The organism is Marinospirillum perlucidum, from assembly GCF_003336805.1.
GTDB classification, from domain to species: domain Bacteria; phylum Pseudomonadota; class Gammaproteobacteria; order Pseudomonadales; family Halomonadaceae; genus Marinospirillum; species Marinospirillum perlucidum.
This window is the reverse complement of the sequence record NZ_QFWJ01000002.1, coordinates 301,492-316,602: the sequence shown is the minus strand read 5'-3', so window position 1 is coordinate 316,602 and position 15,111 is coordinate 301,492. Positions and strand designations below refer to the sequence as shown.

The 15,111-nt window shown below is 56.4% G+C and carries 12 protein-coding genes; 7 read left to right on the top strand and 5 right to left on the bottom strand.

Translation table 11 applies throughout. From position 1 onward, the window contains the following. Positions 1-61 precede the first annotated feature (61 nt). Positions 62-1,216 carry an ABC transporter substrate-binding protein gene (locus tag DFK18_RS03955; RefSeq protein WP_114416915.1) on the bottom strand — a complete coding sequence of 385 codons (1,155 nt, stop codon included), beginning with the start codon at positions 1,214-1,216 and terminating at the stop codon, positions 62-64. 395 nt (positions 1,217-1,611) lie between these two features. Between DFK18_RS03955 and paaX the strand changes: the two genes are divergently transcribed. Both paaX and DFK18_RS03945 read left to right on the top strand, forming a co-directional pair. Continuing rightward, a complete protein-coding gene (paaX, locus tag DFK18_RS03950; protein ID WP_114416914.1) occupies positions 1,612-2,535 on the top strand; it encodes a phenylacetic acid degradation operon negative regulatory protein PaaX in 924 nt (307 codons plus the stop codon). Positions 2,536-2,676: 141 nt separating this feature from the next. Beyond that, complete coding sequence (locus DFK18_RS03945) at positions 2,677-4,614, top strand: methyl-accepting chemotaxis protein (protein ID WP_114416913.1); 1,938 nt, start codon at positions 2,677-2,679, stop codon at positions 4,612-4,614. Positions 4,615-4,639: 25 nt separating this feature from the next. Here DFK18_RS03945 and DFK18_RS03940 read toward each other — a convergent pair whose 3' ends face one another. The 4 genes from DFK18_RS03940 to paaN all read right to left on the bottom strand — a co-directional run bounded on the left by DFK18_RS03940 (position 4,640) and on the right by paaN (position 9,710). Continuing rightward, positions 4,640-6,331 (bottom strand): methyl-accepting chemotaxis protein, encoded by a 1,692-nt coding sequence (locus tag DFK18_RS03940; RefSeq protein ID WP_114416912.1) that lies wholly within the window; start codon positions 6,329-6,331, stop codon positions 4,640-4,642. Between the two features lie 159 nt (positions 6,332-6,490). After that, positions 6,491-7,276: an enoyl-CoA hydratase gene (locus tag DFK18_RS03935; protein ID WP_114416911.1), complete on the bottom strand. Its 786-nt coding sequence runs from the start codon at positions 7,274-7,276 to the stop codon at positions 6,491-6,493. 75 nt (positions 7,277-7,351) lie between these two features. Beyond that, a complete protein-coding gene (gene paaY / locus DFK18_RS03930; protein ID WP_114416910.1) occupies positions 7,352-7,951 on the bottom strand; it encodes a phenylacetic acid degradation protein PaaY in 600 nt (199 codons plus the stop codon). A gap of 88 nt (positions 7,952-8,039) precedes the next feature. Further along, positions 8,040-9,710 (bottom strand): phenylacetic acid degradation protein PaaN, encoded by a 1,671-nt coding sequence (gene paaN / locus DFK18_RS03925; protein WP_114416909.1) that lies wholly within the window; start codon positions 9,708-9,710, stop codon positions 8,040-8,042. A 457-nt stretch (positions 9,711-10,167) separates the two neighbouring features. On the opposite strand from paaN, the gene paaF reads away from it, so the two are divergent. From paaF to pcaF, 5 genes are read left to right on the top strand one after another with little or no spacing between them, the layout of a single operon-like run. Next, positions 10,168-10,941 carry a 2,3-dehydroadipyl-CoA hydratase PaaF gene (paaF, locus tag DFK18_RS03920; RefSeq protein WP_114416908.1) on the top strand — a complete coding sequence of 258 codons (774 nt, stop codon included), beginning with the start codon at positions 10,168-10,170 and terminating at the stop codon, positions 10,939-10,941. 41 nt (positions 10,942-10,982) lie between these two features. Next, positions 10,983-11,774, top strand: a complete 792-nt coding sequence (paaG, locus tag DFK18_RS03915; RefSeq protein WP_114416907.1) for a 2-(1,2-epoxy-1,2-dihydrophenyl)acetyl-CoA isomerase PaaG — start codon at positions 10,983-10,985, stop codon at positions 11,772-11,774. 1 nt (position 11,775) lies between these two features. Next, positions 11,776-13,308, top strand: a complete 1,533-nt coding sequence (gene paaH, locus DFK18_RS03910) for a 3-hydroxyacyl-CoA dehydrogenase PaaH (RefSeq protein ID WP_114416906.1) — start codon at positions 11,776-11,778, stop codon at positions 13,306-13,308. Continuing rightward, the gene (gene paaI / locus DFK18_RS03905) at positions 13,305-13,751 is read left to right on the top strand and encodes a hydroxyphenylacetyl-CoA thioesterase PaaI (RefSeq protein ID WP_114416905.1); all 447 of its coding nucleotides are present in this window, start codon (positions 13,305-13,307) and stop codon (positions 13,749-13,751) included. The genes paaH and paaI overlap by 4 nt, the downstream gene beginning before the upstream one ends. Continuing rightward, entirely contained in the window at positions 13,748-14,974 is a 1,227-nt protein-coding gene (gene pcaF, locus DFK18_RS03900) for a 3-oxoadipyl-CoA thiolase (protein ID WP_114416904.1), read from the top strand. Before paaI ends, pcaF begins: the two co-directional genes overlap by 4 nt. The last annotated feature ends 137 nt before the right edge of the window (positions 14,975-15,111 follow it).

Here is a 15,111-nt window from a genome sequence, read left to right as displayed (position 1 = left end):
TGGGCGCGGGTGCCTGCATGCAGACACCCGATCAGCCATTTTAGGAAGGGTTGAGGCTAGATTAGTCGATCAGCTTCCAGTCACCGTCCACAACTTCAAGAATGCGGAAAGAATCAGCATCCAGACCGTTGTGATCATCAGGTGACATGTTATAGGTGCCGGTTACACCCACGTAGCCCTGGATGTTTTCCAGTGCTTCACGTACAGCTTCGGCATCTGTGCTGCCCGCATTTTCGATGGCCATGACTGCCAGTTGCAGACCGTCATAAGCATAAGCACCGAAAGTGGATACAGATTCGTTCCAGCGAGCTTCGTAGGCTTCCTTGTAGGCCTGAACCACTGGGCGCTGAGGATCATCAGCAGGCAGGGAGTCAGGTACCAGCAAAGGAGAAGCAGGCAGACGCAGGCCATTGGCAGCTTCACCAGCCAGATCCAGGAAGCTGTTGGATGCCACGCCGTGAGACTGGTAGAAAGGCAGCTCAATACCCAGCTGGGCATAGTTGCGGGTTACGATGGCAGGGCTTTGGCCAAAACCAAAGTTAAACACGGCTTCGACTTCGGAATTATTGCGAATGCCAGTCAGCTGCGCGGTCATGTCGGTATCGGAGGGGCTGTAGGTCACATCTTCAACCACTTCGATGCCCAGGTTTTCTGCCATGGCCAGGGTCTGTTCACGACCGGAGCGGCCAAAACCACCGGTGCCGGAAATCAGGCCGATCTTGCTGATGCCTCTTTCCTGCATAGCGGTCAGGACACGTTCAGCGGCCATACGATCCGATTGCGGAGTCTTGAAGACCCAGGTTTTAACCGGATCGGTAATCACCACGGCACCCGCCAGGGAAATGAAAGGCGTGCGTGACTGTTCGATCAGAGGAGCGGCAGCCATGGTGCCACCAGTGGTACTGCCACCCACGATGATATCGACACGATCGGAGCGAACCAGACGGCTGGCGTAGTTACGTGCCGAGGAGGCGCTGCCTTCATCATCGTAGTGAATCAGTTCCAGAGGACGACCGAGAACACCACCGTCTTCGTTGATGTCTTCAACGTACATTTGCAGGGTTTTTAGTTCCGGGTCACCCAGGAAGGAAGCGGGGCCGGTGACTGAGAGGAAGGTGCCGATTTTTATGGGTTCAGCAGCCTGAGCGCCTGTGAAAACGCCTGCTACCAGGGTTGCGGCTAGAAAGCCGGTGCGACGCAAGAGTTTTGTACTCATTATTGTTGTACTCCCATTGTGGGGCAGTGGCTGCCCTCGTTTATTGTTGTTTCAAAAAGCAAAACAGATTTGTATCAATGAATACAAATGCCGTATCACTTAAGCTTCAGTATATAGCCAGGGCTTTCCGCGTGAAAAGCAATAACTGTCAACCAGAAGCCATCTACTCCCGACTCGATTCGCCATCAAAAGCGACACATTTGATGAGCTAGATCAAAAACTATTGTATCATAACGCTTGTGTCAACCAGTTTCCTTCACCGGGATGCTGGTCAAAAACAAGAATAATTGCACAAAAAAGCAGCAAAGCCTTGATCCAAAGGGCTTTACCTGAGCCGAGACTCGCGGATAATAGCCCCCGCACTGCTAACTGCTTACCCAACACTGAATGGACCTATGGCCGCAAAGAATCAGCTGGACATCCTTGTCAGCAATTTCCAGCAAAAACGCCCCCTCAGAGCGGGCTCCCTGATCATTACCGTTTACGGTGACGCCATCGTCCCCCGGGGCGGAACCGTCTGGCTGGGCAGCTTGATGAAACTGCTGGAGCCAGTCGGGGTCAGTGAACGCCTGGTACGTACTTCGGTTTTCCGCCTGACCCGGGAATCCTGGCTGCAGGCTGAAAAAGTCGGCCGCTGCAGCTATTACAGCCTCACCGGGCCGGGCTTGCGTCGCTTTGAGCAAGCCTTTCGACAGGTCTACAACATGGCCACTGAAGAATGGCTGGGCAACTGGTGCCTGGTTTTTCTGTCGCAGCTGGAAAACGGCAAACGCCGGGAAATCAAGGAAGAACTGGAGTGGATGGGTTTTGGCAGCCTGGCCCCCGGTGTCATGGCTCATCCACGCATGGAACGATCGGAACTGCTGCCTCTGCTCCAGGAAAGAGATGCCCTGGATGAAACTATTGTCATGCAAAGCGAACCCCAGGAACTGCTGACCTCCAAGGCGCTGCGCCTGCAGGTCAAGGAAAGCTGGAACCTGGAACACCTGGGTGAGCGTTACGAAAACTTCCTGAACCAGTTCCGCCCCCTGTGGAATGAACTCAAACTGGAAGACAGTCTTTCCCCGCAGGATTGCTTTATCGCCCGCACCCTGCTGATTCATGAATACCGCAAAGTCCTCTTGCGTGACCCTCAACTGCCCGATGAACTTCTGCCGGGAGACTGGGAGGGACGTAGTGCCCGTCTGCTATGCCGTAATCTCTACCGGCTGCTTTATGCACGCGCAGAAGAATGGCTGGATGCCACCCTGGAAAATGCCTCCGGGCCCCTGCCGCAACCCGGCCCCAGTTTTTACCGGCGCTTCGGTGGACTCGACTAAAGTCCAAGAAAAGCTACAAAAAATGACTTAAGTCAACAAATTCTTGATCGCAGAAGATGGCTATTGCGACCTTGGTCGAGTATAGTCGCAGCATCAGACCTTTCCTCCCGACTCTCAAAAATACAATTTGAGGAAAGTCTCATGCTCTCGTCGCTGCGTAATCTCTCCATACGCTATAAACTGATGCTGCTTGTCATTCCGCCCCTGGTGGGAATGCTGGTCTATGCCAGTTTGAGCACCCGCAACGATCTGCTTCTGTTCAGCAAACTGGAAGAACAGCAACAACTGGCCCAGACCCGAGAAGAACTCAACTCGGTGTTCAGCCTTTACAAGCAGACACGTCGCAACTGGATGCAGGGAAACTCCCTGAACAACCAACTGACCCCGGCGCTTCAGCAGCTGCAAGCCCTGGCCAGGGAACTGCCCCTGGATAACCAGGATTTCTGGCCCCAGCTGCTCGACTGGTCACATCAGCTGGATCAGCAAGAAGCCAGTCTGGAACGACTCCTGGATCCCGACGCCCCGCTTAATCGCATTAATCACCAGCTGGAAGTTTTTTCCACCCAACTGGCCGGCCTGGCGGATGGCATGACGACCCGCTGGCATTCGGCACACCATGCACTGATGCTGGCCACGGCACGCCTCAATGAAGAAGAAGTGTTGATGCAGCAAGCATTTGCAGCGGGCTACTTTCCCCAGGGAGCCTACCCGCGTTTTATCCGCCTACTTAGTGAGCAGCAGGTTTTCTTCAATACCTACAACAACCACCTTCAGGCCTATCCGCAATTACAGCTCACGAGTTGGCGGCAGAGCGAAACCTACCAGGAGGTGGCCCGCCTGCGTCAGGGGTGGGAGCAAATTTATCTGGATGGCAATTTTGGCTTGAGTGCCCCGCGATCCGGCTGGCCACAACTGAGTCAGAAGCTGGCCGAACGCCCGCAAAGGCTGCAGGAGCAAGTCCTCACCCGCCTGCAGGAAAGAGTCAACCAGGAGTTGGGCGCTGCCTATCAACGCCTACTCTGGGTGAGCCTGTCCAATATCGCCCTGGTACTGCTGGGCGCCAGCATTGCCTGGTTTATCTACCGCCAGATCAGTCGCCCCACCCTGCAATTAACCCGCAGCATGGAAGGCGTTGCCCAGGACCTGGACCTGACCCGTCAGCTATCCCTGCAGGGGCAGGATGAAACCGCCCAGGCTGCGCGGGCCTTTGATCAGATGCTGACCCAGGTGCGCCAGCTATTAACTGATGTCATCCAGGCCACGGACCGGGTGGCGACCAGCTCTCATCTGGGTAAACGCGTAGCCAGCAATCTGGAGGATCAGGTTACCCAGGGGCAGGCCAATCTGGAAGCCGTACTGGGGCAGGTGGATCAACTCCATGCCGCCATTCACGAGATCGCGCAAAATGCCAGCACCAGCCAGGAAGCCTCGGAGGAAGCCAGCCAATTGGCTGCCCGAGGCGGACAACTGGTTACGCGGTTGCAGGAACAAAACCAGTCACTCGAGACCAGCCTGCGCGCCTCAGGCGACAAGGTGGAAGAGCTGGCCGAACACAGTGAAAAAATCAGCAATATTCTGGAAGTGATCAACGACATTGCCGAGCAAACCAATCTTCTGGCCTTGAATGCGGCCATCGAAGCAGCGCGGGCTGGCGATGCCGGACGGGGGTTTGCGGTCGTAGCCGATGAAGTACGTTCTCTGGCCGGTCGTTCAAGAGAAGCCACTGTGGAAATCAGCCAGTTGCTGGAAAGCAACCGCCTGGCTGCCCAGGATGCCGTGGGGCGTATGCAAGCCAGCCTGAGTCAGGCCGATGAGGTCAGTCAGCAATTACACCAGGCCGGTGAATCCCTGGGTTCCATCAATACCGCGGTCCAGGCGATCCACTCGCGTAATGCCGAAACGGCAGCCGCTGCCACCCAGCAAAGAAATACGGCCGATCAGCTCAAGGCCACGGCCGAACAGACAGATGAACTCTACCAGGCCACCCGCAAGGAAGTGGAAGAGCTGGAACACAACAGCAGCAGCCTGGAAGAGCTACTGGAAGGACTCAACCGACAACTGGGGCGTTTTACCACCTGACCTATCTGGTTGCCGGTTGGTTTTTTTAAAAACGAAAACCGGCAACCAGCTGCTTCAGATCTTTAGCCCGACCCGCCAGGCCCTGGTTGACCTGCTCGGTTTCCACCACCGCCTGGCTGCTCTGCTCAGCCAGCTCGTTGATTCTGACCATGCTGGCACTGATGTCTTCAGCCACCTGACTTTGTTCGCGGGCTGCCTGTTCGATCTGGGTGCCTCTTTCGGTGACCTGACCGACGCTGAGATTAATGGCATCCAGTGCCTCACCGGCCAGACGGGCCTGTTGCGCACAACGGACTGCCTCATCGCTGCCTTCGGTGATCACTCGGGAAACATCCTGGGCCGCTGACTGCACCTCGGCAATGATCTCGTGGATCTTGCCGGTTGCATCCTGGGTACGGCTGGCCAGCGAGCGCACTTCATCGGCCACCACGGCAAAGCCGCGACCCTGCTCACCCGCCCGCGCCGCTTCAATGGCCGCATTCAGGGCCAAGAGGTTCGTTTGTTCTGCGATTTCGGCAATGGTATTGATGACTTCACCAATGTTTTGGCTACCGGAATCCAGGCGCTCGATCACTGCCAGCATCTTTTCCATGCGTCCGGCCAGAGCCTCGATATCGGCAATGGTTTTGGCCACCACCTCCTGCCCATGATCGGTTTGCACCTGCGTTTGTTCTGCCGCTTCCAGTGTAGCCCTAGCATGTTCAGCCACCTCGCTGGAAGACGCGGCCATTTCCGTCGTAGCTGAAGCCACCTGGTCGGTTTCACTCTGCTGCTGGTGGGCCATGCGTGCACTTTCCTGGCTAACCTGAAGCACCTGTTGGGTTGAAGTGGCCAGATCAGCCGCTGTGGCGGTCACTTCATGCAGCACCTTGCCCAACGCCTGGGAGTGCTGGTTAAAGGCATTAAACAACTGGCCCAGTTCATTTTTTTCATCGGCTTGAAGGCGCAAGCTGAGGTCGCGGTCGGCATCCTTAAGGCGGGCCGCATTGCGGGCCATGGGGTTCACCACGCTGCGTTGCATGACAAAGGTAAACACCAGAATCAGCAGCACACCCACCAGGGTCAAGACAGCGATTTTTAATGCCAGTTGCCAGAACTGGGCACTGACATCATCAATATAAACGCCGGTACCCAGCACCCAGCCCCAGGTGGTATCACCCGCAACATAGGAGAGCTTGGTAAAGCGTTCTTCGGTGACGCCCCCTTCAGCCAGGGGCTTGGGCCATTTGTATTCCACAAAACCTGAGCCAAAACGCTCGACGGTTTCCACAAAAGCCACAAAGAGATTTTGATTATCCAGCTGCTCGAGTTGATCCCCCTGGCGATTACGCAGCAGTTGTGCATGCTGGAAACGCTCACCCTCCATAACCTGACCATTAAGTGCCGGTACCGTGGGGTGCATCACCATGCGCGGCAGGGGTTTTTCCAAAGTATTGACCCAGAGGTATTCATTGCCGGCGTAACGCAGCCCTTCGAGGGTGTCCAGCGCTTCCTGCTGGGCCTGATTGCGGGTCAGTTCGCCGTTGGCTTCCTTGGCCTGGTAGTGAGCTAGAACCCCCTGGGCCATCTCGACAATACTCACCAGCTGGCTTTCTTTTTCGTGGATGAGGGTAGAGTCCAGTTCCTCCAGGGCAACGCTGGCCATCAGCAAGAAGCCCACCAGAGAAACCAAAGGAATGATTTTCAGGCGCAGGCCCAAACTATGCAGATTGAACATCCTTTTATTCCCTTTGTTGTTGTTATGTCAGTCGCAACTGGCACCAGGGAAGCGTCCTCTCCCGGTCATCCCTGTACCTGTTAACCCGCCAGTCTATGTTAATCCCGGCTAGTGATCCATAAAAAAGGGAGCTTTAACGCTCCCTAATATTTGCCTGCCTTAGCGGTGTTTGAATTTCGGCTTGCGTTTTTCCACAAAAGCCTGCATCCCTTCCTTGCGATCTTCAAATGCAAAGCTGCTCTGGAAGGCGCGGCGCTCAAATCGTAAACCCGCACTCAGGGTGGTTTCAAAAGCCTGATCCACGGCTTCACGAATCATCAGGGTAACCGGACGCGATTGCGCGGCAATACTGGCTGCGGTGTTCATGGCTTCGGCAAACAGCTCAGTCACCGGCAGGATACGGCTGACCAGTCCGGCACGTTCGGCCTCTTCGGCATCCAGCATGCGTCCGGTCAGGCACAGCTCCATAGCCTTGGCTTTGCCCAGGGCACGGGTCAGGCGTTGGGTTCCACCAGCCCCCGGCATGGTAGCCAGCTTGATTTCCGGCTGGCCAAAACGCGCGGTTTCACTGGCGAGGATAAAATCACAGGCCATGGCCAGCTCGCAGCCACCACCCAGGGCCATGCCGGATACAGCTGCAATCATGGGTTTGCGGCGTCTTTCCATCACTTCCCAGCCATCACCGGTCAGGTAGGGGAAATCGTTCTTGTAAAGATCAACATATTCCTGGCTGGCCATTTCGGAAATATCGGCCCCGGCAGCAAAGACCTTTTCACTACCACGAATCAGGATACAACCGATGGATTCATCCTGTTCAAAGGCATCCACCGCCTGACCCACTTCACTGATCAGGGCTACGGACAAGGCATTGTGAACACGGGGGCGATTCAGGGTAATAACACCCACACCCTGGTTGGTTTCGACCAGAATATTTTCGTAGGACATAGCTTCTCTACTCACTCTTGTACTTGGCTAAACAGCATCCGGCAGGTGCTGGTGGATAAGCTTCAGGAATCAGTTTTACTTCTTGGGTGCATGCAGGGGCTGACTGCTGCCAGCATCGACTTGCGGGCGGTCCGCTTCGGCTTCGGCCAGGGGTTCGCACTCTTCAAGGCTGGCGTGGCAACGCTCGGTCAGGCGTTGGTATTCGGCAGTACCTTCCTGCTTCCATTGAATCTCTTCAGGCTTCAGCGAGCGCTGCACTCTGGCCGGTGAGCCTAGTACCAGCGACTCCGCCTCGCAAGTGAACCCGGCTTTGACAAAGGCTGTAGCGGCAACGATCGAACGCGGGCCAATGCGAGCACCATCCATGACCACGGCATTCATACCCACCAGGGCATCTTCTTCAATAACACAACCGTGCAGAATGGCGCCGTGACCGATATGACCATCCTTTTCCACGATGGCATCCATACCCGGAAAGGCATGCATCACGCAGGTGTCCTGCACATTGGCGCCTTCCTTGATAACAATGCGACCAAAATCACCGCGCAGGCTGACCGCTGGCCCCACATAACACCGGGGACCGATATGAACATCACCAATCAAAACAGCCGTGGGGTGAACATAAGCAGTGGGATGAATGACCGGCCTCACCCCTTCGATTTGATAACAGGGCATCTTTTCTCCTCGCAACTGTGCAGGAATCCGACACGAAAGGGGCGCAAGAACTGCTTGCGCCCCCAGGATGGATCTTGGCTGCTCCGGTTTAAACGTGACGTCGACTCTGAACCACGACAAAGCGATTAACAACAAAAGCCGTGTCCGTCAGAGAGGCATTGGCCGCCGGGTTGCCGCCGGTGGCATGAAAATCACTGAATGCAGCCGACTGGTTGACGAAGACACCGCCATCCAGGTTATTGGACAGGGCCACCTTAACATCCTTGGCCAGTTCTTCAGCCTCATCCAGGCGCTGATCATCCGTGGAGTAGAAGCCCAGGGTAATAGCCCCCTGCTCTTTCAATACTTCACGAGCCAAACGCAGGGAATCATCGGTATCCTCGGTAGCAATCAGGAAGGAAACCGGTCCAAAACGCTCTTCGGAATAGGTCGCCTTATCCTGGCCATCCACCTTGAGTATCAGTGGTGTATGGATACGGGCATCGGGGAACTTGGGATGCTCACGTTTTTCACTATCGAGAACAATTTCACCCAGAGAGCGGCACTCATCAATCCGTGCTTCAGTGGCCTTGGACTGAATGGCCCCCAGCACCATGCAGGCGCGGTCATTGTCACTCAGGAATTTGGAGGTCGCTGTCGCCAACGCCTGGGCAAACTCATCAAAGCTTACCTTGCCTTCTGGCGTGTCGATGCCGCCCTTGGGCACATAGATGGCCTGGGTTGTGGTACACATCTGACCGGAATAGAGGCTCAGGGTAAAGGCCAGGTTTTTGGTCACCGCCTTAAGGTCAGAAACACTGTCGATAATGATGCTGTTGACCCCGGCTTTCTCGGTGAAGACACGCGCCTGGCGGGCATTTTCTTCCAGCCAGTTACCAAAGCTGCTGGAGCCGGTGAAGTCGATGACCTGCACCCGTGGGTCCAGTGCCAGCTCCTTGGTGACGGGCTCTTCGGCGGTATCAGGCATCATGCTGACCAGACAACTGGGGAGACCGGCTTCCTTAAGCACTTCCTGAGCCACCTTGACGGTCAGGGCTGCAGGCAGGATAGAACCAGGGTGCGGCTTAACAATTACGGGGTTACCGGTTGCCAGACTGGCAAACAGACCTGGGTAGGTGTTCCAGGTAGGGAAGGTGGAACAGCCGACCACCAGGGCAATACCACGGGGAACGATATGGAATTTCTTCTCCATTACCAGCGGGTCCATCTTGCCCTGGGGCTTTTCCCAGCGGGCTTTTTCAGGAATGGCTTTCATGGCATCCCAGGCATAGGCCACGGCTTCCAGACCACGATCCTGAGCATGGGGAGCACCGGCCTGAAAGGCCATCATCAGACCCTGACCACTGGTGTGCATGACTGTCTGCCCCATCAAGGGACTCATGTCATTCAAACGCTGCAGGATTTCAGTACAGACACCCACTCGACCCTGGGCACCCACATCCCGCCACTGGGGAAGGGCGGCTTCCATGGCATCCAGCAGGGCATTACGATCCGGCTGATCGTAGCTGATACCCAGCGCAAAACCATAGGGGGACTCTTCTCCGGAAACCTGCTTAACGACAGCAGGAGCTTCCAGATCAAAATGCTGGTCGCAGAGAGCCTTAAAATCAGAGCTGGCTGACTTCACCTTCTCTTCAGGGTACTTCTTCATGTTCTCCGAGAAGGGAGACCAGTATTCGCGGGTATGCAAAACCTCAACAGCTTTTTCGATCAGCTGTTGATGACGCTCAAATAGCGCTGTGGGTGTAGTTGCTGACATGGGGAAGCCTCCAGAATCTTTGATCTAAGAATAGTAGAGTCTTCGTTACCCCCGCCAACATAGCAACAACAATTAAGATTAAGACGGTCTTTTTGTATCACATTTAACCATCAAAGCAAAGGTCAAGGGCTTGGATAAGGGCGTAATTCGGCCTTGAACCCTGACCGGGGAGTCGCTGCGAACTGGGCAATAATTCCTTAACAGACTGATAGATAGCCTGCATTCTTCCAGAAATTCAATAGGTTGCATAGCTTGACCGCAAAACCAGCAAAAAAGCGATACACAAATTGAGAATTAAGTTCTTGATGAGTGTCAAATTTTAGATATACTCGAACTCAGATCTTCGCCTGGCCAACTGGCAAAACAATTAAGACAAGACAAGGCGATCTCTTCCTGGCCGCTCTGCGGCAGGAAACCGGCACGAACAAATAGCAAAAAAGACAATAAAAGGTTGCTTATGCCGCAAAACCTGCTCCTCAAGGGACCGGACAAGGGGGTGCGCGTCATCACCCTGCATCGCCCGGAAGCCCTTAACGCTCTCAATACCGCTTTGCTTGGCGAACTGGCTGCCGAACTCCAGGCCGCCGAAGCCGATGATCAGACGCGGGCCGTGGTCCTGACCGGCAGCGAGAAGGCTTTTGCGGCCGGTGCTGATATCAAGGAAATGGCCGCCCGGGATCTGGTCGGCATTCTTGAAGACCCTCGCCTGCAATCCTGGCAAAGCATCTCACGTTTCAGCAAACCCCTGATCGCGGCCGTTAATGGCTTTTGCCTCGGCGGCGGCTGTGAGCTGGCCATGCATGCCGATCTTCTGATTGCTGGTGACAAGGCACGTTTCGGTCAACCGGAAATCAATCTGGGCATCATGCCCGGTGCCGGAGGAACCCAGCGCCTGCGCCGTGCCGTGGGTCCGGCCCTAGCCATGCAGATGGTGCTCACCGGCGAACCCATCAGCGCCCAACGCGCTCTGGAAGCAGGGTTGATCAGTGAAATCTGCCCGCCGGAACTCACCCTGGAAAGAGCCGTACAACTGGCTGAAATCATTGCCAGCAAGGCCCCGCTGGCCGTACGCCTGGCCAAGGAGTCAGTCCACAAAGCCGGAGATACCGATCTGGCTTCCGGTCTGCGCTTTGAACGCCACGCTTTCACTCTGCTTGCCGGCACCCAGGATCGCCAGGAAGGTCTCGAAGCTTTCCAGGAAAAGCGCAAACCAAATTTCCGTGGCTGCTAAGGCCAGGCCTTTTTTTATCGATAACACAGGATCTCGTCATCATGTCCCAGCCCAGCATTCTTCTTGAAATCGATCAGGGGGTGGCCGTTCTAACCCTGAACCGCCCCGACAGCCTCAACAGTTTTAATACCGACATGCACGCGGATATGCGTGCAGCCATGAGCCAGGTGCGTAAAAACAGCGAAGTCCGGGCACTGGTCATCACCGGTGCCGGCCGAGGTTTCTGTGCCGGCCAGGATCTTTCCGATCGCAATGTGGCGCCCGGTGCCGAAGCACCGGATCTGGGTGAATCCATCGAAAAACGCTACAACCCGCTGCTGCGCTCCATTCGTGATCTGCCCCTGCCGGTGATCTGTGCTGTTAACGGTGTTGCCGCCGGTGCCGGTGCCAATATTGCCCTGGCTTGCGACATTACCCTGGCCGCACGTTCGGCCAGCTTTATCCAGGCCTTCTGCAAAATCGGCCTGATTCCCGATTCCGGGGGCACCTGGTCGCTGCCGCATCTGGTGGGCATGGCCCGCGCCAAGGGGCTGGCACTCCTGGGTGACAAGCTACCTGCCGAACAGGCAGAAAGCTGGGGGCTGATCTGGCGCTGCGTTGATGACGACCAGCTGATGGATGAAGCCCTGAAACTGGCTCGCCACCTGGCGACCCAGCCCACCCAGGGTTTGTCTTTGATCAAACGCGCCCTGCATGCCAGTACCAGTAACTCCTTTGATGAGCAGCTGGACGTGGAAAGAGACCTGCAGCGCCTGGCTGGACGCACCGAAGATTATCGCGAAGGCGTATCCGCCTTTATGGAAAAACGCTCACCCAACTTCAAAGGTCAGTAAGATGAACGCATTGGATACTCAAACCCGTATTGCTGTCGTGGGTGCCGGTGCCATGGGTTCGGGCATCGCCCAGGTGGCCGCCCAGGCCGGTCATGAAGTTTTTCTGTTTGATCAAAGCGCTGAAGCCGTGGACAAGGGCCGCGCCGGTATCGCCAAACAACTCCAACGCCGCGTGGACAAGGGCAAGCTGGACCAAGCCACCGCTGATGCGGTGGTCGCGCGCGTTCTTCCCGCCAATCAGTTGAGTAAACTGGCCACGGCAGGGCTGGTGATTGAAGCCATCGTGGAAAACCTGGAGATCAAACAAAAGGTTTTTGCCGAACTGGAAGACATCTGCGGAGAGCAGGTGATTCTGGCCACCAACACTTCCTCCCTTTCTGTAACGGCCCTGGGATCTGCCCTCAAGCGACCTGAACGCCTGGTCGGCATGCACTTTTTCAATCCCGCGCCGGTCATGGCCCTGGTGGAAGTGATTCTGGGACTGGCCACCGACAAAAATCTGGCTGAGCAGATTCATGCCACAGCGGCGGCCTGGGGTAAAAAGCCGGTTTTTGCTTCTTCAACCCCCGGCTTCATCGTTAACCGTGTTGCCCGTCCTTTTTATGCCGAAAGCCTGCGATTGATGCAGGAGGGTGCTGGCGATCCGGCCACCCTGGATGCCCTGCTACGCGAGGCGGGCAATTTCCGCATGGGGCCTTTTGAGCTAACCGACCTGATAGGCCAGGACGTCAACTATGCCGTGACCTCTTCTGTCTTTGCCGCCTACTACGGTGATTTTCGCTTCCAGCCATCACTGATCCAGAAATCTCTGGTGGATGCCGGTCGCCTGGGCCGCAAATCCGGCCAGGGTTTTTATGCCTATGATGAAAAAGCTGAACGTCCTCAAGCCTCAACAACAGCCAGCTATAGCAGTGATGAGAAACAGCTGGTGGTCGAGGGCAACCCCGGTGTTCTTTCCGGCCTGGTGGCAAGAGCTGCCGAAGCCGGACTCGAGATCGTGGAAAGAGATGGCTGCGGCCTGCTGCGTTTTGGCCGCGCAACCCTGGCGCTCACCGATGGCCGCATGGCCACTGAACGCTCGGTGACTCAGGGCCTCAAGGATCTGGTGCTTGTGGATCTGGCTTTTGATTACCGCCAGGCCAGTCGTCTGGCGATCGCAGTGGGTGAGCATACCGATCCTGCGGCAACTGAGGATGCTCTGGCCCTGCTGCAGCAACTGGGTATTCAGGTGACCCAGATCAGCGATCTTCCCGGATTGGTGGTCATGCGCACCCTGGCCATGCTGGCTAATGAAGGTGCCGATGCCGTGCTTCAGGGTGTTGCCAGTCCTGCCGATGTCGATCTAGCCATGCAGGCCGGACTCAATTATCCCCAAGGCCCCTTGGCCTGGAGTGATCGCCTGGGTGATGGCGTAGTGCATCAGGTACTCACCCATCTGCAAGCCAGCTACTGCGAAGACCGCTATCGCCCCTCCCTGCTGTTGCGGCGTAATGCCTTTGCCCACCAGGGCTTTTTTCAGGAGGCCGCCTCATGAGCAACCTCACTCCCCAGCAACTGGCGCAAGCCTGTGCTGATGCCATGTACAGCCGCGATCAGGCCAGCCAGCAACTGGGTATGCAAATCCAGTCCGTGGCTCCCGGTCGCGCCCAGCTGACCATGACCATCGATGAACGCATGATCCAGGGGCATGGCAACTGCCATGGCGGCTATCTCTTTACCCTGGCCGATTCTGCTTTTGCTTTTGCCTGCAACACCTACGACCGTGCCACGGTTGCTGCGGGTTGCAGTATTGAATACCTGCGCCCCGGACGCCTGGGTGATTGTCTGACAGCCACGGCTGAAGAACGCAGTCGGGGGCGTAAGACCGGCGTCTACGACATCACCATCACCAATCAGGACAACAAGGTCCTGGCTCTTTTCCGCGGCAAGGCCCATCAAATTGAAGGCAGTGTACGCCGCCTGGAGGAAAACACATGAAAGAATTAGCCAACGCTTATATTATTGATGCGCTACGCACGCCGATTGGCCGTTACGGTGGCTGCCTTTCTTCAATCCGTGCCGATGATCTGGGCGCTCTGCCGATCAAGGCCCTGATGGAAAGACACCCGGATCTGGACTGGTCACAGATTGATGATGTCCTCTATGGCTGCGCCAACCAGGCGGGCGAGGATAACCGTGATGTAGCGCGCATGTCTGCGCTTTTGGCCGGTTTGCCCATCGATGTACCCGGCAGCACCCTTAACCGCCTCTGCGGTTCGGGTATGGATGCCGTGGGTACGGCAGCCAGAGCTCTGCGCTGTGGCGAGACCGATCTGATGCTGGCAGGCGGGGTGGAATCCATGTCCCGCGCACCCTTCGTCATGGGCAAGGCGGAAACAGCTTTCAGCCGCCAGGCTGATATCTTCGATACCACCATCGGCTGGCGTTTTGTTAATCCGCTGATGAAAAAGCAGTACGGCATCGATTCCATGCCGGAAACCGCAGAAAACGTGGCCGAAGATTTTGCGGTATCCCGCGAAGACCAGGATGCCTTTGCCCTGCGCAGTCAGGAAAAAACCGCTGCCGCCCAGGCCAATGGCCGCCTCGCTCAGGAGATCCTGCCGGTTAGTGTACCCCGGCGTAAACAGGACCCCCTGATCGTGGATAAGGATGAGCATCCGCGTCTGACCAGCCTGGAAAAGCTGGCCGGTTTGCCCACTCCTTTCCGTGAAGGCGGCAGCGTCACCCCCGGCAATGCCTCGGGAGTGAATGACGGCGCCTGCGCCCTGCTCCTGGCCAGCGATGAAGGTGTTAAGCGTCACGGACTCAAGCCACGTGCGCGGGTGGTGGCCATGGCCACGGCTGGCGTTGAACCCCGCATCATGGGTATGGGGCCAGCTCCTGCCACCCGCAAGGTTCTGCAAAAAGCAGGGCTGAAGCTGGAAGACATGGATGTCATCGAGCTCAACGAAGCCTTTGCCGCCCAGGCACTGGCCGTAATGCGTGATCTGGGCCTGCCCGATGATGCACCCCAGGTGAACCCCAATGGTGGTGCTATCTCTCTGGGGCATCCGCTGGGCATGAGTGGAGCCCGCCTGGTCACTACTGCCTTGCATGAACTGGAACAGCGCCACCAGGAAGGCAAAAGTGCCCGCTATGCCCTTTGCACCATGTGTATCGGCGTTGGCCAGGGGATTGCCCTGATCATCGAGCGCTGTTGATTGCATCTTTAGCTTTTAACCAACCAAGACCCATGGCGACAGCTTTCTCTCGGGGCCGTCGCCTGGCTGATCCGGGCTTCATAAAAACAACAGACCCGGTGCAGCAAAACAGCGATAAGTAACAAACACAAAAATAA

Excerpts from the sequence above, each read along its gene's own strand:
- DFK18_RS03955 (WP_114416915.1), bottom strand. The coding sequence starts at position 1,216 with ATGAGTACAAAACTCTTGCGTCGCACCGGCTTTCTAGCCGCAACCCTG.
- paaX (WP_114416914.1), top strand. The coding sequence starts at position 1,612 with ATGGCCGCAAAGAATCAGCTGGACATCCTTGTCAGCAATTTCCAGCAA.
- DFK18_RS03945 (WP_114416913.1), top strand. The coding sequence starts at position 2,677 with ATGCTCTCGTCGCTGCGTAATCTCTCCATACGCTATAAACTGATGCTG.
- DFK18_RS03940 (WP_114416912.1), bottom strand. The coding sequence starts at position 6,331 with ATGTTCAATCTGCATAGTTTGGGCCTGCGCCTGAAAATCATTCCTTTG.
- DFK18_RS03935 (WP_114416911.1), bottom strand. The coding sequence starts at position 7,276 with ATGTCCTACGAAAATATTCTGGTCGAAACCAACCAGGGTGTGGGTGTT.
- paaY (WP_114416910.1), bottom strand. The coding sequence starts at position 7,951 with ATGCCCTGTTATCAAATCGAAGGGGTGAGGCCGGTCATTCATCCCACT.
- paaN (WP_114416909.1), bottom strand. The coding sequence starts at position 9,710 with ATGTCAGCAACTACACCCACAGCGCTATTTGAGCGTCATCAACAGCTG.
- paaF (WP_114416908.1), top strand. The coding sequence starts at position 10,168 with ATGCCGCAAAACCTGCTCCTCAAGGGACCGGACAAGGGGGTGCGCGTC.
- paaG (WP_114416907.1), top strand. The coding sequence starts at position 10,983 with ATGTCCCAGCCCAGCATTCTTCTTGAAATCGATCAGGGGGTGGCCGTT.
- paaH (WP_114416906.1), top strand. The coding sequence starts at position 11,776 with ATGAACGCATTGGATACTCAAACCCGTATTGCTGTCGTGGGTGCCGGT.
- paaI (WP_114416905.1), top strand. The coding sequence starts at position 13,305 with ATGAGCAACCTCACTCCCCAGCAACTGGCGCAAGCCTGTGCTGATGCC.
- pcaF (WP_114416904.1), top strand. The coding sequence starts at position 13,748 with ATGAAAGAATTAGCCAACGCTTATATTATTGATGCGCTACGCACGCCG.